The following is a 17,875-nucleotide window of genomic DNA, read 5'->3' as shown; positions in this document are numbered from 1 at the left end:
GCCGGCTCAGGGGATGGGCCATTCGTGCACGGGCCGGTTGCTGTGCATCAGGTCGACGTAGTGGCGGACCACCTCGCGCAGCGCCGCCGGACGGTCCAGGTGGTCGGCCGACTCCAGCCGGTGCAGCGTCTCCACCTGCCAGGTCGCGCCGTTGCGGCTGGTCAGGCAGCGCTGCTCGACGATGCCGAGCAGCCGGTCCCGCTCGGCGGGGTCGAGGCCCCACCGGTCCAGCCCGTGGTGGGCCATCGGCAGCAGCCGGCGCAGCACCAGCTCGGTCACCGGCAGGTAGCCCAGGCCGGGCCAGTACACCTGGGCGTCGATGCCGTGCCGGGCGCAGGCGTTGAAGTTCTCCTCGGCCGCGCTGAACGACATCTGCGACCACAGCGGACGGTCGGACTCGGCGAGCGCCCGGACCAGGCCGAAGTAGAACGCGCCGTTGGCGACGGTGTCCAGCACCGTCGGCCCGGCCGGCAGCACCCGGTTCTCCACCCGCAGGTGCGGGCGGCCCTTCAGCACGTCGTAGACCGGCCGGTTCCACCGGTAGATGGTGCCGTTGTGCAGCCGCAGCTCGGCCAGTTTCGGCACGCCGCCGCTGTGCAGCGTGGTGGCCGGGTCCTCCGGGTCGCAGACCGGCAGCAGCGCCGGGAAGTAGCGCACGTTCTCCTCGAACAGGTCGAACACGGAGGTGATCCAGCGTTCCCCGAACCACACCCGCGGGCGTACGCCCTGGGCCTTGATCTCCTCCGCCCGGGTGTCGGTGGCCTCCTGGAACAGCGGCACCCGGGTCTCGCGCCACAGCTCCCGGCCGAAGAACAGCGGCGAGTTCGCGCCGAGCGCCACCTGGATGCCGGCGATCGCCTGGGCCGCGTTCCAGTAGTCGGCGAACTGCGCCGGGCTGACCTGGAGGTGGAACTGGGTGCTGGTGCAGGCCGCCTCCGGGGTGATCGTGTCGGCGGTGGTGGCCAGCCGCTCCACCCCGCTGATCGCGATCGGCAGGTCCTCGCCCCGGGCGGCGAAGATCTGCTCGTTGAGCAGCGCGTACCGGGGATTGGCCGACAGCGTCTCGGCGGTCAGGTGCTCCGGGCGCAGCGTCGGCAGGATGCCGACCATCACCATGTGCGCGCCGACCGTGCGGGCCTTGGACTCGGCGGCGTTCAGGCTGGCCCGCACGTGTTCCTCGAACGCGGCGGTGCCGGTGCCGGCCAGCCGGCGCGGCTCGACGTTGATCTCGACGTTGAACTGGCCCAGCTCGGTCTGGAACGCCGGGTCGGCGATCGCCTCCAGCACGTCGGCGTTGCGCATGGCCGGGTCGAAGTCGTCGTCGACCAGGTTCAGCTCGATCTCCAGGCCGGTCATCGGCCGCTCCACGTCGAACCGGGACTCGCGCAGCATCTCGGCGAACACGTCCAGGCACCGCCGGACCTTCTCGCGATAGCGGGCCCGGTCCTCCCGGCTGAAGGTACGCACGCCGACGTCCTCGCCCATGGTCACCACCCTGTCACCGTTGGTTCTCCCCAACCTCGCACGGAGTGGCGGGTCAGGAAAGGTCCGCCAGACCCTTTTCTGTACCCCGTGGCGGCCCCGGTGATCCCCGTCGCGGGGCAGCGGGTTCCGTCCGGGCCGCCCGGCCCGGGCGGCTAGCATGGCCGCCGACGGCGCGAAGGGGAGTGGCTGATGCGCGACGGGTGGATCCGGGCGTTCGTGGTGGCGGCGTTCGCCGAGGGCTGCTCGTGGGCGGCGCTGCTGGCCGGCATGGCGGTCAAGTACGGGCCGCCCGGAAACGAGATCGGCGTGAAGATCTTCGGCCCGATCCACGGCGCGTTGTTCGTGGTCTACGGACTGCTGACGCTCGTGGTGGCCCGGCGGCGCCGCTGGACGCTCGTGCAGACCGGGCTGGCCCTGGTCAGCGCGGTGCCCCCGTTCGCCACCGTGCTGTTCGAGCGCTGGGCGCGCCGCCGGGGCCTGCTCGACGCGCCGGCCCCGGTCGCGCGACCGCTCACCCCCGCCGGTCGCTGACCGAGGCAAGGTCCTCCGCGAGGAAACCGGCCAGCACGTCGGTCAGCTCCCGCGGCGCCTCCTCGGCCATGTGGTGCCCGGACGGGATCGAGGCGGTCCGCACGTCGTCGGCCCAGTCCCGCCAGATCGCGGCCGGGTCGCCGTACAGGTCGACCATGTCGTCGCGCTCGGACCAGGCGAACAGCACCGGGCAGCCGATCCGGCGTCCGGCGGCGCGGTCCGCGTCGTCCGCCGCCCGGTCCGGACCGAGCCCGGCCCGGTAGTCCTCACACATGGCGTGCACGGTGGCCGGATCGTGGATGGCGCGGCGGTAGTCGGCGTACGCCTGCTCGCCCATCTCCTCCGGTGAGCCGCCGTACCAGGCGTGCGGATCGGCGTTTATCACCCGCTCGGCCGGTTTGGCGAGCTGGCCGAGGAAGAACCAGTGCCACCAGCGGGCGGCGAACCGGGCGTCGCAGCGGGCCAGCGCCTCACCGATCGGCACCCCGTCCAGCACACCCAGGCGGCTCACCCGGTCCGGGTGGTCCAGGGCGGTGCGCATGGCCACGTACGCCCCGCGGTCGTGTCCGACGACGGCGGCCCGGCGGTGGCCGAGCGCGTCGAGCAGCCCGACCACGTCCGCGGCCATCGCCCGCTTGGAGTAGACGGTGTGCTCCGGGTCGCTCGGCGGCTTCGACGAGCCGCCGTAGCCGCGCAGGTCCGGGCAGATCACCGTGTGGCGCGCGGCCAGCCGCGGCGCCACCCGGTGCCAGGTCGCATGGGTACGCGGGTGCCCGTGCAGCAGCACCACCGGCGGCCCGGAGCCGCCGTGGCGTACGCGCAGGCGCACCGCGCCGGCGTCGATCTCGGTGAGCGTGAATCCGGCGAACATGGCCGCAGCGGTGCCCGCCACCGGCGACGGGGAAACCTAGGTCAGCGCGGAGCAGGCGGCCACGCCGAACAGCAGCACGGCGCCCAGCACGGCCTGGAGCAGCAGCGCCGGACCCAGGTGCGACCAGAGCGTGGCGGTGCGCGGGGTGAGCAGCTGCCCGGTGGTCAGGTTGACGATCCGCTCGATCCGGGGCGGCAGATCCTCGTCGCGCTGCGCCCGCAGCGTGAGCTGGACGTGGTCGCCGGGGTGCAGCGCGCTCTGCGGCAGGTGGCCGTGCAGTTCGACCTCGACCAGCCGGCCGGCGGCGTCGCGGACCCGGACCGGGGTGACCAGGAACTCCGGCCCCTTCTTCAGCTCCTTGAAACTGCGCCGGGCCCCGCCGCCACCGCTGCTGAGCAACGCGCGTACCACCTTCAGCAGCAGCCCCACCACCCCCGCGGCGGTCAGCACCGCGACCAGCGCCGGCTGCCCGACCCGTACCTCCCGGGCGTAGCCCTCCATCAACCGGACGAGACGTCCGGTGACGACGCGCTCCGCCGGGTGGACGACGCGACGGGTATGCAGCTCCGTGTCCATGTTCACCACCGAGAGTTCCGATCCGTGCACAGATGGTATCGACCCGTGGAGTTGAACGACGTGAATGAACACCGGTCACGCCCGGGCGGCCGGCAGGTGAACTCCGCCGGGGCGCGGGTATGCGTGCGGCCGAGCCGGAAAGGGGTCGAGCATGCAGCTGTCCTTCCTGCGCCCGCTCTACAACCGTCCCGGGCCCTGGTGCTCGGTGTACATGGACGCCTCCCGCGACACCCAGGACGCGCGAGCGCAGGTCGACCTGCGCTGGCGGGCCCTCAAGGGCGATTTGCTGAGCCAGGGCGCCGACCCGGTCACCGTCGAGGCGGTGGAGGAGGTCGTCCGCCGGCACCAGCCGATGCCCGGTGACTACGGGATCGCCGTGTTCGCCACCCGGGGCCGCGTGGTGCTCACCGAGTACCTGTCCGCGCCGCCGCTGCGTGACCTGGCGAGCTGGTCGGCCCTGCCGCACACCATGCCGCTCGTGGCCCAGCGCGGCGAACAGGTGGCCTGGGTGCGGGTCCTGGCCGACCGTACCGGCGCGGACGCGATGGCGGTCAGCGCCGGCGGCGTGCCGCGCCGCGCCCACGTCACCGGCGGACAGAGCCGGCAGCTGCGGCGCGTACAGCCGGGCGGCTGGTCACAGTCCCGCTACCAGCGCGCCGCCATGGAGGCGTGGCACCAGAACGCCGGTGACGCCGCCGCCGCAACCGCAGACCTGGCCGAGCGGGTCGGCGCGGACGTCGTGGTGGTGGCCGGGGACATCCGCGCCACCGGCATGATCGCCGCCCAGTTGCCGGAACGGTGGCAGGACGTGCTGGTCCGCACCGACGCCGGCGCCCGCGACGTCGGCGCGGACGACACGCTGATGGACGACATCACGGCGCAGACCGTCGCCGAGGTCGCCGACCGGCGCGTCACCGCCGCCCTGGACCGCTTCGGCGTGCAGGAGGACGTCGGCGCCGGCCTCGACGCCGTGGTCTCCGCGCTGCAACGCAACCAGGTCGACACCATGCTCATCGTGGACGACCCGTCCGCCGACGGCGAGCTGTGGGTGGGCCCCGAGCCGACCGAGATCGCCACCGACCCGGGCCAGCTGTCGGACATGTCGGTGGCCGACCCCCAGCGGGTACGCGCCGACGCCGCGCTGCTGCGCGCGCTGATCGGCACCGACGCGGACCTGACGGTGCTCGCGCCCGAGGAGGCGCCGGAGCTGACCGACGGGGTCGGCGCGGTTCTGCGCTACGTCGACGCGAGCACGCCCGGGCGGGGTAATGGCTGAGCGCATCGTCGCCGACCTGGTGGTCGAACGCCTGCGGGCCTGGCGGGTGCCGCGGGTCTTCGGCTGTCCGGGCGCGGCGATCGCCCCGCTCGTGGGCGCGCTCGACGACGCGGGCGGGGACCCGGCGTTCGTCCCCGCCCGGCACGAGGAGACCGCCTCGTACATGGCCACCGGGCACGCGAAGTTCACCGGCGGCGTCGGGGTGTGCCTGGCCACCCAGGGGCCCAGCGCGGTGCACCTGCTCAACGGGCTCTACGACGCCAAGCTGGACAGCAAGCCGGTCGTCGCGATCGTCGGCGAGGACGTCACCGGCCCGCTCGGCGGCGCGCACGAGGAGATCGGGCTGAGCCGGCTCTTCGGCGACGTGTGCAACCAGTTCGTCCGCTACGGCCGCCGCCCGGAGCAGGTGCCGGCGCTGCTGGACCAGGCGTTCCGTACCGCCGCCGCGACGCGCAGCCCGACCTGCGTGGTGCTGCCGCGCGCGTTGCAGGTCACCGCCGTACCGGACCTGCTGCCGCAGACCGCCGGAGTGGTCACCGCGACGCCCGGCGAGCCGCTGGCCCGGGTGCTGCCGCACGACGCCGACCTGGACGCCGCCGCCTCGCTGCTGGGCAGCGGGCAGCGGGTGGCGATGCTCGTCGGCCAGGGCGCGCACGGCGCGGCCGAGGACATCGTCGCGCTCGCCGACCGGCTCGGCGCGGGCGTGGCCACGTCGCTGCTGGGCAAGCCGGTGCTGGACGAGCGGCTGCCGTTCCACACCGGCGTGCTCGGCGAGGTCGGCACCACCGCCGCCGCGCAACTCATGGGCGGCTGCGACACGCTGCTGATGATCGGCACCAACGATCCGTGGACCGACTGGTTCCCGATGCCCGGCCAGGTACGCACCATCCAGATCGACATCGACGGCCGGCGCGTCGGCACCCGCTACCCGGTGGACGTGCCGCTCGTCGGCGACACCGCCGAGACGCTGCGGGCACTGCTGACCCGGGTGCCCGACCAGCCCCACCGCGAGTGGCGCGGCATGGTGGAGAAGATGGTGGACCGGTGGCGGGAGACCGCCGCCGAGCGGGCCGCCACGCCCGCCGAGCCGGTCAACCCGCGGCTGGTGCTCCACGAGCTGTCCGCCCGGCTGCCCCGGCACGCCTCCGTCGCCGTCGACGTCGGCTCGGTCGTCTACTGGTACGCCCGGCACCTGGAGCTGCCACCGGGGGTGCAGGCGCGGCTGTGCGGCACGCTCGGCTCGATGGGCTGCGCGCTGCCGTACGCGGTCGCGGCCAAGCTGGCCCGCCCGGACGAGCCGGTGATCGCGCTGCTCGGCGACGGCGCGATGCAGCTCAACGGCCTGGCCGAGCTGATCACGGTGGCACACCACTGGACGCGGTGGCGCGATCCCCGGCTGATCGTGCTGGTGCTGAACAACCGGGACCAGTCCGGTGTGGGCGGCGGGCGTACGCCCGGGCGACGACGCTCCGACGTGCCGTACGCCGGGTGGGCGCGCCTGCTCGGGCTGCACGGCGTACGGGTGGACCGGCCGGACCTGGTCGGCGCTGCCTGGGACGAGGTGCTCGCGGCCGACCGGCCCGCCGTGCTGGAGGCGGTGGTGGACCCGTCCACGCCGCTCGACGTGCCCGAGCCGGCGCTGGCCGACCTGCGCGGCCTGGTCGCCGACGGGGACGCCGCCCGCCGGGTGCGGGAACGGGTGATCCAGACCGAGGCCATCGCGGCCGACGAGATCGTCTAGCGGCATCCGGGCGGCCCACCCTCTCTTCCCTCGCGATCTTGCAGTTCCGGCCCCCCGAGTGCCCGGTTCAGGACGGTTTTCCGGGGACCGAAGTGCAAGATCGCGGGGGAGGTGGCAGGGGGGCAGCGCTCGCGGTCGCCGGGCGGCCCGGAGACGTCTCGATACTCGGGCGTGACCAGCGCGAAGTCGTTGCGTTCCCGCGGCGGTCCGTCCCGGTACGGGGTGATGGTCGCCGCCGGGGTGCTCCCGTCGTCGGGCATGCGCCGTGCAGTGCCCGTCCCGGTCCGGCCCATACCCGCCCGTGACGGCGGGCGCGCGGCGCGACGGCGTACCTGGGTGCCGCGGGCGGTGCGGCCACCGGGCGGGCCTTGGTCCTGCCCCGTGGGGAGATGCCCCGTTTAGACCCCAGAGGGACGGGAAGCCGGGCCGCGTGGTGAGCGAACGAGTCGAACGGGCCGGCGGCGCGGGACTGCCCGCCGAGCGGGTGGTGGCGGCCGGCAGCGCCGCCCGGACCCTGGTCGCCGCGACCGCCCGGGCGCTGCGCGGCGACGACTGCGGCGACCTCGGCCACCCGGGCGCGCTGTCGCGCCTCGGTGGCGCGCCCGAGCCGGTACGCCGGGCCGCCGCGTCGCGGGCCGCCGGGCGGGCCGCGCTCACCGCCGCCCAGATCGCCGCCGTGGACGCCGAGCGCGTGGCCGGATGGTTCACCGGACAGTACCCGGACCGGCGCTGGCCCGGCGTGGTGCTCGGTTCACCGCACGGCGCCGCCGCCCACCTCGCGGTGGCGCTCGGCGTGCCGTGGTTGCCGGCCGGCTTCGAGATCACCGCCCGGTGGAGCCGGGGGGCGGTGGACCGCCCGGACGCCGCGTACGCGCACGGCGCCACGCTGGCCGCCCGGCTGCTCGACGCCAATCCGCGCGTGCACGTACGCCAGGTGCACTGCCCGGCGAGCCGGGGCGCGGCGGCGGGCGCGGTGGTGACGTTCGCGGTGCGCTGGCGCACGCTGCCGAAGGCGTACGCGCGTTTCCTGGCCGACCGGCTGGAACCGGCCGCGCCGGTGCTGCTGCTGCACGACGCCCGCACCTGGCCGGTGCGCGACGGCGGCGACGGGCACAGCTTCCAGACCGGCTGCCCGGCCGGCGGGCTGGACCCGGTCGACTTCCACCCGGACGCCCGCGCGCTGGGTCAGGTGTTGCGCGCCGCCGGCGGGGACGAGTCGCGCTGGGTCACGCCGGAGGTCACTGTCGCGGGCGCGTTCGCCGAGCACGGTGTGGAGTCCGGTTTCGAGCACGACGCCCGATCGGCGGGGGACCGGCACGGGCACCCGCTGCACCGGGTCGTGGTGCCGCAGCCGGACGCGCTGAGCGCGGTGACCGCCGACCTGTACCGGCGCTGGCTGCGGCGGGCCGGCAAGACCGGGGACCGGCTGGTGGTGGAGTGCGGGCGGCTGCTCGATCCGGGGCAGGTGCTGCGGGCCGGCCTGGTGCCCTACTGGTGCGAGAACGCCACCGCGCGCCGGGTCGCCGGCGTCGAGTGGTGGCTGGCCGGCAGCGAGCCGTTCAGCTCGGTGGACGTGCTGCCCGAGCCGCCCGGCCTGCGCTCGCCCGCGCACGCGGGCCTGCCCCAGTGGCTGGCGGTGGCCGGTTTCGGGCGCAAGCGGCGGGCCCTGGACCGGGGTGCCGCCCGCGGCTACCCGGTCGCCTCGGTACCCACCCGACGTGCCACGGAGGTGTTGCGCAACCAGCCCTGCGACCTGCCCACGCCGCCGCCGCTGCGGGCGGCCGAGGCCCTCACCGCGCTGCGTGACGCGGGCGCGCACCAGGGCCTGCTGGTCTGCTGAACCGCCGCCGGGACCGGCTGCCGGGCAACCTGGCGAAACTTCCTCGCGATCCTGCGGTCCGTGATTGAGTACCTACGGAGCGGGAAGACCGCTCGCCGCGGAACGGCCCACGACGCCGTGCGGCGGACGGCCACCGCCTTCGACGTACTCCGTCACGTAACCCAACTTCCTCACCCGGTGCGTGGTCCGACCACGCGCACGACCGGTTACGACCGGGCGGGGACCTTCGGCGAGGGGGGCGCGGATGTTCGGACAGACCACCACACCCACACCACCGACCACCGACCGGGGTCTGGAGGACCTGGACGCCGCGGCGCTCGCGTACGCGGCCCGGATCGAGGGACTGCCACCGGAACGGCGGCAGGAGGCGCGGGACGACCTGGTCCGGTTCGCGCTGCCGTTCGCCGGCCGGCTGGCCCGGCGCTACCGGGGACGCGGCGAGCCGCTGGAGGACCTGGAACAGGTGGCCCGTCTCGGGCTGGTCAACGCCGTCGACAGGTACGACCCGGAACGGGGCTCGTTCACCGCGTACGCGGCGATCACCATCGTCGGCGAGATCAAACGGCACTTCCGTGACCGCACCTGGGGCGTGCACGTGCCGCGCCGGTTGCGCGACCTGATCCTCGAGGTCGGGCAGGCCACGGCGACGCTCACCAGCGAGCTGTCCCGCGCCCCCACGGTGGCGGAGCTGTCCGCCCGGCTGGAGACGCCGGAGGAGGAGATCCTCGCCGCGCTGGAGTCGGCCGCCGGCTACAGCCCGGCGTCGCTGAACGCGCCGGTCGGCGGGGAGAGCTCGGCCGAGTTCGGTGACCTGGTCGGCGAGTCCGACCACGCGCTGGAGTCGGTGGACGACCGGGTCACGGTCAGCGGCCTGCTGCACCGGCTGCCCTGGCGGGAGCGCCGCATCCTGGCGATGCGCTTCTACGGCAACCAGACCCAGGCGGAGATCGCCGCCCGGTTCGGCATCTCGCAGATGCACGTGTCCCGGCTGCTGTCGCGGGCGCTGACCTGGCTGCGTCAGGCGATGCTGGCCGAGGCGCCGCCGCCCTGGCAGAACGGCGCCGCCGAGGCCGAGCCGGCGAAGGCCCGCATCTCGGTGAAGCAGAACGGCGACCGGGTGGTGGTCGAGGTCGGCGGCGAGGTCGACCGGGCCGGCGCGGACCAGCTGCGCCGGGCCGTGCTCAAGGCGGTCACCGGGCAGCCCCGCGAGGTGGTGGTGGACCTGGTCGGCGCGGGTGGCTTCGACGCCGGCGGGATCGCCGCGCTGATGGCCGGGCGGGACGCCGCCGCGCGTACCGGGGTGCCGCTGCGGCTGACCCGGGTGCAGCCGGCGGTGCGCCGCTCGCTGACCGCTGCCGGACTGCCGGCCGCCGACTGACCCGCCGCACGCACGTACCGCGCCGGCTCCCACCACGGGAGCCGGCGCGCGGCGTACGCGACGGGGGCCAGCACCCGCACGGCGCCGGCCCCCGTCGGGTGTCTCAGTTCTCCGGGGTGTCCCCGTGCCCGCGCGGGTGCCGCCACCTGTCGTTGGGCTGGTCGTCGCGCTCGGCGTTGAGCGCGCTGTCCTCCGGCTCGTCGGTCTCCTCGAAGCTGGGCCGGCGTACCTCCTCCGGCACCGGCACCTCCACCGGCCGGGCGCCGGACTGCGGAGCGGGCTGGTAGTCCACCGCCTCGGGCGCCCCGTACGCGCCGCCGGCCGACGGGGACTCCGGCAGGTGCCGCTCGTGGCGCAGCTCCTCGCGGAAGCTCTGCGGCGGCTTGGTGGTGCGCTGCGGCAGGTCGCGGCCCAGGTCGGAGACGAGCGGGCCGTACTTGAGGTCGAACGCCGGCCGCTCGGAGCGGATGCGCGGCATCCGGTCGAAGTTGCGCAGCGGTGGCGGGCACGTGGTGGCCCACTCCAGCGAGTTGCCGAAACCCCACGGGTCGTCCACGGTGACCATCGCGCCGTACCGCCACGACTTCCAGATGTTCCAGATCACGAACAGGGTGGACGCGCCGAGGACGAACGAGCCGATGCTGGAGATCGTGTTCAGCGTGGTGAAGCCGTCACCGGGCAGGTAGTCGGCGTACCGGCGGGGCATGCCTTCGTTGCCGAGCCAGTGCTGCACCAGGAACGTGGCGTGGAAGCCGACGAACATGGTCCAGAAGTGCATCTTGCCCAGCCGCTCGTCGAGCAGCCGCCCGGTCATCTTCGGGAACCAGAAGTAGAGCCCGCCGAACGCGGCGAACACGATGGTCCCGAACATCACGTAGTGGAAGTGCGCCACCACGAAGTAGCTGTCGGTGACCTGCCAGTCCAGCGGCGGGCTGGCCAGCAGCACCCCGGTCAGGCCGCCGAGCAGGAACGTCACCAGGAAGCCGACGGCGAACAGCATCGGCGTCTCGAACGTGATCTGTCCCTTCCACATGGTGCCGATCCAGTTGAAGAACTTCACGCCGGTCGGCACCGCGATCAGGAAGCTCAGGATGCTGAAGAACGGCAGCAGCACCTGCCCGGTGGCGAACATGTGGTGCGCCCACACCGTCATCGACAGCACCGTGATGGCGATGGTGGCCAGCACCAGGCCGGTGTAGCCGAAGATCGGCTTGCGGGAGAACACCGGAATGATCTCGGTGATGATGCCGAAGAACGGCAGCGCGATGATGTAGACCTCGGGATGGCCGAAGAACCAGAACAGGTGCTGCCACAGCATCGGCCCGCCGGTCGTCGAGTCGTACACGTGCGAGTGCAGCAGCCGGTCCGAGGCCAGCGCCATCAGCGCGGCCGCCAGCAGCGGGAACACGAAGATCACCAGCACGCTGGTGAGCAGCGCGTTCCAGGTGAAGATCGGCATCCGGAACATGGTCATGCCCGGGGCCCGCAGCGTCACGATCGTGGTGATCAGGTTGACCGCGCCGAGGATCGTGCCCAGGCCGGACACGGCCAGGCCGACCACCCACAGGTTCCCGCCGACGCCGGGGGAGTGCTGCGCGGTGCTCAACGGCGTGTATGCGGTCCAGCCGAAGTCCGCCGCGCCGGCCGGGGTGGCGAACCCGCCCACGACCATCAGCGCGCCCAGGAAGTAGAGCCAGTACGCGAACGCGTTCAGCCGGGGGAACGCCACGTCGGCGGCGCCGATCTGCAGCGGCACCAGGTAGTTGGCGAACCCGAAGAACAGCGGCGTCGCGAACAGCAGCAGCATGACCGTGCCGTGCATGGTGAACATCTGGTTGTACTGCTCCGGGGAGACGATCTGCATCCCCGGCCGGGCCAGCTCCGCCCGGATGACCAGCGCCAGGATCCCGCCGACGATGAAGTACGCGAACGACGTGACGAGGTAGAGCAGGCCGATCTGCTTGGCGTCGGTGGTGCGCAGCAACCGCCACAGCGCGTTGCCCTTCACCGCTTCCCGTACGGGCCCGGGGAATCCCCCGAACCGGGCCGGCGCGAGGATCGCGGGCCCCCGGTCTCGTGCCGGTTCCGTGACTACCCGCTTGGGCATGGCATCTCACCCCGTGTGACGACAGACAGGACGGGCGGGCGTACCCGGCCCTCTGCCCATGTAACCAGGCGAGAGCGGAGAATTCGGTCAATTAGCCGGGAGCATGGCCCAGACGACTTTGCCGGCGCCGACCGGAGTGCTGCCCCAGCGCTGGGTCAGCTCGCGGACCAGCATCAGCCCGCGGCCCCCCTCGGCGCGCGGATCGCGGCTGCTCGCGGCGCGCGCGTCGGCCGGGCTGCCGTCCATCACCGCCACCCGCAGGTACGGCCGGCGCAGCGTCAGCGTCACCTGCATCGGGGTGCCGGCGTGCCGCACCACGTTGCCGACCAGCTCGCTGAGCACCAGCGAGGCCGGGCCGGCCAGCTCCGGCACGTTCCACCTGCCGCACGCCTCGGTGACCAGCTCCCGCGCCCGCCGGCAGGCCCCGGCCACCGGCTCCAGCCGCGCCCGCAGCCGGGGCGCCGAATCCGCGCCGGCCAGCGCCGCCGCCTCGGCGCAGTCCCGGCGCACCGGCACCACCCGGCAGGCGGTGGTCTCGTTCAGCCAGGCCGCCGTCTCGGCGCAGGGCGCGGCGAGCACCATCGGCACCGCCGGCCAGTCGGCTGCGCGCCGCGCGGCGGCGGCGAAGACGGACAGCGCCAGCGGCTCGCCGACCTCGATCTCCTCCAGGTCGACCACCAGGGCGTCCGGCTGCGCGGCGAGGCACCGGTCCAGCACCTCGTGCACCGCGCGCATCGTGCCCAGGTCGAGCGCGCCGGCCAGCCGTACGACAGTGACCGGCGACTCGTCGCGGACCTCGCACCTGATCCGGGTCACCATCGCCGTCCTCGTTTCCGTTTCGTCGGGGAGGGTCGCCCGGCCGCGGCGGTCGCCGCCTCCCGCAGCCGGAGGACTACGGACGTACCCGGGCCCCCGGCCCCCGAAACCGGGCATCCGGGCCGCCGGGGCGCAGGTCAGCGGCGGTCGCCGCGTCGCGACGCGAGCAGCCCCAGGACCAGCATGGCGGCGCCCAGCAGCAGGTGCAGCCAGGCGTCGGCGCGGTTCACCGCCAGCACGTTCGCCGCGTCGCGCCGGTCGACCGCCAGGCCGGTGAGCCACAGCGCCAGGTAGACCGCCCCGGCGCCGACCAGGAACGCGCGGGCCCCGGCGACGGTACGGGCCAGCGCCAGCCCGGCCACCCCGAGGACCAGGTGCACCAGGTTGTGCACGACCGAGACCTGGAACAGCCCCAGCAGCCGGGCGCCCGACCCCGGGCCGGCGAAGCGCAGGTCCGCGTAGTCGCTGGTGATGCCGGGCACGAAGCCCAGCGCGCCGAGCAGCAGCAGGAGCACGGCGAACCCGGAGGCGATCCGGCGCACCGGCGCCCGGCCGTCGGCCGGGTTGCGGCGCGCCCGGGAGTGCGCCATCGAGTTCGTCACGCCGGCCTCCTCGCCACGCGGGGAGCGACGGTTTCCCGGGCCCGGCGCGGGCAAACGCCGGGCCGGCGGCGTACGTCAGGCGGGCTGCAACGGCTGCGCCGCGCCCTGGCGGACCCGCTCGTACAGCTCCAGGTAGCGCTGCGCCATCCGGGCCGGGGTGAACCGCCGGGCCGCCTCGCGCCGGCACTCGTCCGGCTCCAGGCCGCCGGCGGCGAGAACCAGGTCGCCCAGTTCCTCCTCGACGCCGGTGAGCAGGCCGGTGCGGCCGTGCTCGACCAGCTCCGGCAGACAGCCCCGGGCGGTGGCCACCACCGGCGTGCCCAGCGCCAGCGACTCGACCACAGCGGTGCCGCCCGGCTCCTCCCAGCGCAGCGGGAACAGCAACGCCCGCGCCGAGGCGACCAGGTCGTCGCGGTCCCGCCCGGCCACCGTGCCGACCCAGCGCACCCGGTCGCCGTCGACGTACGGCGCGACGTGGTCGTGGAAGAAGCGCACGTCCGGGTTCTGCCGCGCCTCGTCGCCGGCCGCGGCGAGATCCTCCGGCCGGTGGTACGGCCCGACCGGCCCGGCCAGCACCAGCGGGAAACCGGCCTCGTGGGCCAGCCGCGCGCCCAGGTCCTGCCCCTTGCCCGGGTTGATCCGGCCGAGGATCACCACGTGGTCGCCCTTCGCCACCGAGGCGTGCCGGTCCGCGTCCACCGCGAGCGGGGTGGACAGGTGCACGTGCCCCACCGCGTGCGCGCGCAGCGCCTCCGGCGCGCGGGCCAGCTGCGACGCGGACACTCCGTTGACCCGTACCCGGTCGCCGCCGTCGAGGTTGCCGTACAGCTCGGGGTGCTTGGCCAGGTCCCAGTGCAACGTGTGCAGCGCGGGCGGGGCGTCCGGGCCCATCGCCGCGAGCGTGGCCAGCCCGACCGCCTCCACGTGGTCGTGCACCAGGTCGATGTCGTCGCGGGCGTGCAGCGCCCGCACCACCCCGGACAGGTGCGCCTGGGACACGCCACACACCTGGTTGTACGGCCGTTGCAGCGCGTGGAACTGGCCGTCCGGGAAGACCGCGATCTTCTCGTCCACCGGCAGCGTGCTGCTCTCCACCGAGGCCAGCACCACCCGTACGCCCAGCCGGCGCAGCTCCGGCACGAGCGTGGCCACCACGTTCTCGATCCCGCCGTAGCCGGGCGGCGGCACGGACAGCCACGGACCGGCGTTCATCAGCACGGTGAGCGTCATGCGTTGTTCCTCCTCGCGCTCACGCGGCCGCGACCCGGCGGCGGCGCGGGATGCGGTGCCGCAGTTGCGCCAGCGGCGGGCGCTCCTGCACCGACACGTCGTTGACCACGACCTCGCGGTCCAGGTTGGGCAGCGCCTCCGAGCCGCCGCGGCGGAACTGGGTCAGCAGCGCGCCCGGCATCACCCCGGGCGCCGCCCAGCCGCGCCGTTGCAGCCGCGACCAGGCGGTCAGCATGATCTGCGCGGACATCCGGCCCAGCGCCGCGGTGTCCTGGTGCCGGTGCTTGCGCTCGCCCAGGTCGACCTGGGCCAGCGCGTCCAGCCCGACCAGCTCCAGCAGGTCGATGAGCATGGCTGTCTCCACCCCGTACCCGGTGACGAACGGCACCCGCTCCAGCACCTGGCGGCGACCGGCGTACTCGCCCGCGAGCGGCTGCACGAAGCCGGCCAGCTCCGGCCAGAACAGGTTGAGCAGCGGCCGGGCCATCAGCTCCGTCACCCGCCCGCCGCCGTCGGGCTCCACGCTCGTGGCGCCGACCAGCGGCCGGTGGTAGAAGCCCTTGACGAAGTCCACGCTCGGATCGGTGAGCAACGGCCCGAGCAGCCCGGTCACGAAGTGTGGCCGGAACTCGCGCAGGTCGGCGTCGACGAACGCGACCACGTCCCCCTCGGCCGCCGCCAGCCCGGCCCAGAGCGCGTCGCCCTTGCCGGTCAGCCGGGGCAGCCCGCGCGTCATCGCGTCCTGGCTGACCACCTCGGCGCCGGCCGCGCGCGCCACCTGCGCGGTCCGGTCGGTGGACCGGGAGTCGACCACGATCAGCTCGTCGACCAGCTGCACCCGGTCCATCAGGTGCTCCCGGACCGTCGCCACGATCGCGCCGACTGTGGCCTCCTCGTTCCGTGCCGGCAGCACCACGCTGACCCGGCTGTTTCCCTTTGCCCGGACCAGTCGCTGCGCCGGCCAGTCGGCGGCGGTGCTGGTGCGGTACGTGGCCCACGCCTCCACCACAGGTGAGACGGTCGAATCTGATTCCCGCACGGGCACCCCCATTAGTGGTGGAATCGCGAACCATGGTTTTCCCAATCCCGCATCCGCGCTAACCGGATCTTGCCTGACAACCTGATCACCAGGTGCGTACCGGGCGGTTCCGGGCAGATGAACGTTGCGTTGCGCCCCTCGGCGGCGTTTCGGGCGCGGCCGCCGCGGGGAGTGGTGACCGCAGTCTTCCAGTCGTGGCGAGAGGGTTGGTCGGATGCGTACCTGCCGGGTGGGTCTGGTCGGAGCCGGCGGGGTGGCGCAACGCCACGCCCGGGTGCTCACCGGCTTCGAGGACGTGGAGCTGCTCGGCGTGACCGACGTCGCGCCGGACGCTGCGAAGGCGCTCGCCGGCACGTACGGCGGCCGGGTGTTCCGCGACGTGGAGGAGCTGCTCGCGGCCGGACCGGACGCGGTGTACGTCTGCGTGCCGCCGTTCGCCCACGGCCCGGTCGAGGAGGCGGTGGTCGCCGCCGGGGTGCCGATGTTCGTGGAGAAGCCGGTGGCGCTGGACCTGGAGACCGCCGAGCGGGTCGCGGCGCTGGTGGAGCAGCGCGGGCTGCTCACCGGCGTCGGGCACCACTGGCGCTACCTGCACGTGGTGGCGGAGGCGCGGCGGCTGCTCGCCGGCCGCCCGGTGCGGATGGTCAACGGCGCCTGGCTGGACAAGGTGCCGCCGGTGGCCTGGTGGGCGCGGCGGGACCGCTCCGGCGGCCCGGTGGTCGAGCAGGCCGCGCACGTGCTGGACCTGGTCCGGCTGCTGGCCGGCGAGGCGGTCGAGGTGAGCGCGTACGGCGACGGCAGCCCGCCGCCGGTCGACGGCGCCGACATCGACTCGGTGACCGCGGCCACGCTGCGCTTCGGCTCCGGCGCGGTCGGCACGCTCGCCGCGTCGTGCGTGCTGGGCTGGAAGCACCGGGCCGGCGTGGAGATCCTCGCCGACGGGCTGGCGCTGTGGCTGGCCGAGGACGGCCTGACCGTCCGGGACGGCGACGGCGAGCGGCACCTGCCCGCCGACCCGGACGGCGCGCGGATCGCCGTCGACCGGGCCTTCGTCGACGCCGTTCGTGGTCTCGGCGACGACGTCCGGGTGCCGTACGCCGAGGCGCTGCGCACCCACCGGCTGGCGCTGGCGGTGGCCGAGTCGGCGCGTACCGGCCGGCCGGTGGCGCTGCCGAACGGCCCGGCGGCCCGGCGGCCCGTCGCGGACGCGGGGGTGGGCGTCGATGCGTGATCGCGTGGTGGTGGTCGGCGGCCCGGGCCGGGTCGAGTTGACCGAACTGGACGCGCCGGAGCTGCGCGAGGGCACGTTCCGGGTGGAGACGCTCTACAGCGGCGTGTCCGCCGGCACCGAGCTGAGCTTCGTCAAGGGCACCAACCCGTACCTGCACGTCACCTGGGACGCCGCGCTCGGGCTGTTCCGGCCCGGCGGGGCGAGCACGCCGTACCCGGTGACCCGGCTCGGCTACATGCAGGTCGGGCGGGTGGTGGAGAGCCGGACCCCGGCCGTCGCGGTGGGCGAGGTCGGGGCCATGACGTACGGGCACCGCAGCGGCTGGGTCGCCGACCCGCTCACCGAGCGGTTCGTGCCGCTGCCCGACGACCTGGACCCGCTGCTCGGCGTGTACGTCGCGCACATGGGCCCGATCTGCGCCAACGGGCTGCTGCACGCCGCCGCCGACCTGTGCGGCGCCGACGTGCGCACGCTCGGCGACGGCGTACGCGGTCGCCGGGTGGCGGTGGTCGGCGGCGGCGTGGTGGCGCTGCTGACCGCGCTGTTCGCCCGCCGCCACGGCGCCGCCTCGGTGGTCGTGGTCGACCCGACGCCGGCCCGGCGGCAGGTGGCCGAGGCGCTCGGCCTGGACACGCTCGACCCGGACGCGGACGACCCGGCGGTGGTGCTCAAGACCCGGTGGAACCACGCGGCCGGGGACCGGGGCGCGGACGTGGTCTTCCAGTGCCGCGGCCAGGACTGGGCGCTGCAACTCGCGCTGCGCCTGCTGCGACCGCAGGGCACGGTGGTCGACCTGGCGTTCTACCAGGCCGGTGCGGACGCGGTCCGCCTCGGCGAGGAGTTCCACCACAACGGGCTGTCGCTGCGGTGCGCGCAGATCGGCCGGGTGCCGCGCGGCCTGGCCCCCACCTGGGACCGCGAGCGGCTGTCCGCGGAGATGGTGGAGCTGCTGCGCCAGTACGGCGACATGATCCGCAAGCACCTGATCTCGGCAGTGGTCCCCCTGGACGAGGCCCCCGCCCTGCTGACCGACCTGGCCCAACGCCGCCGCACAGAAATCCAGGCAATCCTGACCCCCTGACCCCCTTTTCAGGGCGTCGATCATGAGGTTGGCGGCGACAAAACGGGCGCCGGACGCCGCCAACCTCATGA

The 17,875-nt window shown here is 74.4% G+C and carries 15 protein-coding genes; 7 read left to right on the top strand and 8 right to left on the bottom strand.

Translation table 11 applies throughout. The features are described from left to right. Positions 1–6: 6 nt before the first annotated feature. The gene (locus A4R25_RS07905; RefSeq protein WP_064446512.1) at positions 7–1,485 is read right to left on the bottom strand and encodes a hypothetical protein; all 1,479 of its coding nucleotides are present in this window, start codon (positions 1,483–1,485) and stop codon (positions 7–9) included. A gap of 189 nt (positions 1,486–1,674) precedes the next feature. On the opposite strand from A4R25_RS07905, the gene A4R25_RS07900 reads away from it, so the two are divergent. Beyond that, entirely contained in the window at positions 1,675–2,016 is a 342-nt protein-coding gene (locus A4R25_RS07900; RefSeq protein WP_064446141.1) for a DUF3817 domain-containing protein, read from the top strand. On the opposite strand, the gene A4R25_RS07895 is transcribed toward A4R25_RS07900, so the two are convergent. Further along, on the bottom strand, positions 1,997–2,887 hold the full coding sequence (locus A4R25_RS07895) for an alpha/beta fold hydrolase (protein WP_064446140.1): 891 nt from the start codon (positions 2,885–2,887) through the stop codon (positions 1,997–1,999). The genes A4R25_RS07900 and A4R25_RS07895 overlap by 20 nt on opposite strands. Before the next feature lie 36 nt (positions 2,888–2,923). After that, a complete protein-coding gene (locus A4R25_RS07890; RefSeq protein ID WP_176722897.1) occupies positions 2,924–3,472 on the bottom strand; it encodes a hypothetical protein in 549 nt (182 codons plus the stop codon). Positions 3,473–3,614: 142 nt separating this feature from the next. Here A4R25_RS07890 and A4R25_RS07885 point away from each other — a divergent pair, with 142 nt between their 5' ends. The 4 genes from A4R25_RS07885 (at position 3,615) to A4R25_RS07870 (ending at position 9,698) form a co-directional block, all read left to right on the top strand. Then, the gene (locus tag A4R25_RS07885; protein WP_030504049.1) at positions 3,615–4,739 is read left to right on the top strand and encodes a Vms1/Ankzf1 family peptidyl-tRNA hydrolase; all 1,125 of its coding nucleotides are present in this window, start codon (positions 3,615–3,617) and stop codon (positions 4,737–4,739) included. Continuing rightward, positions 4,732–6,480, top strand: a complete 1,749-nt coding sequence (locus A4R25_RS07880; RefSeq protein WP_064446139.1) for a thiamine pyrophosphate-binding protein — start codon at positions 4,732–4,734, stop codon at positions 6,478–6,480. Before A4R25_RS07885 ends, A4R25_RS07880 begins: the two co-directional genes overlap by 8 nt. 430 nt (positions 6,481–6,910) lie before the next feature. After that, entirely contained in the window at positions 6,911–8,320 is a 1,410-nt protein-coding gene (locus tag A4R25_RS07875; protein WP_064446138.1) for a hypothetical protein, read from the top strand. A gap of 244 nt (positions 8,321–8,564) precedes the next feature. Then, positions 8,565–9,698: a SigB/SigF/SigG family RNA polymerase sigma factor gene (locus tag A4R25_RS07870; protein ID WP_064446137.1), complete on the top strand. Its 1,134-nt coding sequence runs from the start codon at positions 8,565–8,567 to the stop codon at positions 9,696–9,698. Positions 9,699–9,801: 103 nt separating this feature from the next. Here the strand turns inward: A4R25_RS07870 and ctaD are convergent, their stop codons facing one another. From ctaD to A4R25_RS07845, 5 genes are all read right to left on the bottom strand, one after another. Beyond that, positions 9,802–11,805 (bottom strand): cytochrome c oxidase subunit I, encoded by a 2,004-nt coding sequence (gene ctaD, locus A4R25_RS07865; protein ID WP_064446136.1) that lies wholly within the window; start codon positions 11,803–11,805, stop codon positions 9,802–9,804. An 87-nt stretch (positions 11,806–11,892) separates the two neighbouring features. Next, the gene (locus tag A4R25_RS07860; RefSeq protein WP_064446135.1) at positions 11,893–12,624 is read right to left on the bottom strand and encodes an ATP-binding protein; all 732 of its coding nucleotides are present in this window, start codon (positions 12,622–12,624) and stop codon (positions 11,893–11,895) included. Positions 12,625–12,758: 134 nt separating this feature from the next. Then, positions 12,759–13,211 (bottom strand): DUF4383 domain-containing protein, encoded by a 453-nt coding sequence (locus A4R25_RS07855; protein WP_043330186.1) that lies wholly within the window; start codon positions 13,209–13,211, stop codon positions 12,759–12,761. 87 nt (positions 13,212–13,298) lie between these two features. Continuing rightward, the gene (locus tag A4R25_RS07850) at positions 13,299–14,453 is read right to left on the bottom strand and encodes a glycosyltransferase (protein WP_064446134.1); all 1,155 of its coding nucleotides are present in this window, start codon (positions 14,451–14,453) and stop codon (positions 13,299–13,301) included. 19 nt (positions 14,454–14,472) lie between these two features. Next, positions 14,473–15,504, bottom strand: coding sequence for a glucosyl-3-phosphoglycerate synthase (locus tag A4R25_RS07845; RefSeq protein WP_197494855.1), 1,032 nt, complete (start codon positions 15,502–15,504; stop codon positions 14,473–14,475). 202 nt (positions 15,505–15,706) lie between these two features. Here A4R25_RS07845 and A4R25_RS07840 point away from each other — a divergent pair, with 202 nt between their 5' ends. Next, on the top strand, positions 15,707–16,723 hold the full coding sequence (locus A4R25_RS07840) for a Gfo/Idh/MocA family protein (RefSeq protein ID WP_064446133.1): 1,017 nt from the start codon (positions 15,707–15,709) through the stop codon (positions 16,721–16,723). Continuing rightward, a complete protein-coding gene (locus A4R25_RS07835) occupies positions 16,716–17,804 on the top strand; it encodes a zinc-binding dehydrogenase (RefSeq protein WP_064446132.1) in 1,089 nt (362 codons plus the stop codon). Before A4R25_RS07840 ends, A4R25_RS07835 begins: the two co-directional genes overlap by 8 nt. Positions 17,805–17,875: the final 71 nt, after the last annotated feature.

Source organism: Micromonospora sp. NBRC 110037 (assembly GCF_001652995.1).
Classification (GTDB): domain Bacteria; phylum Actinomycetota; class Actinomycetes; order Mycobacteriales; family Micromonosporaceae; genus Micromonospora; species Micromonospora chalcea.
The sequence above is the reverse complement of the archived record's forward strand: the minus strand, read 5'-3'. Positions and strand labels throughout refer to the sequence as shown.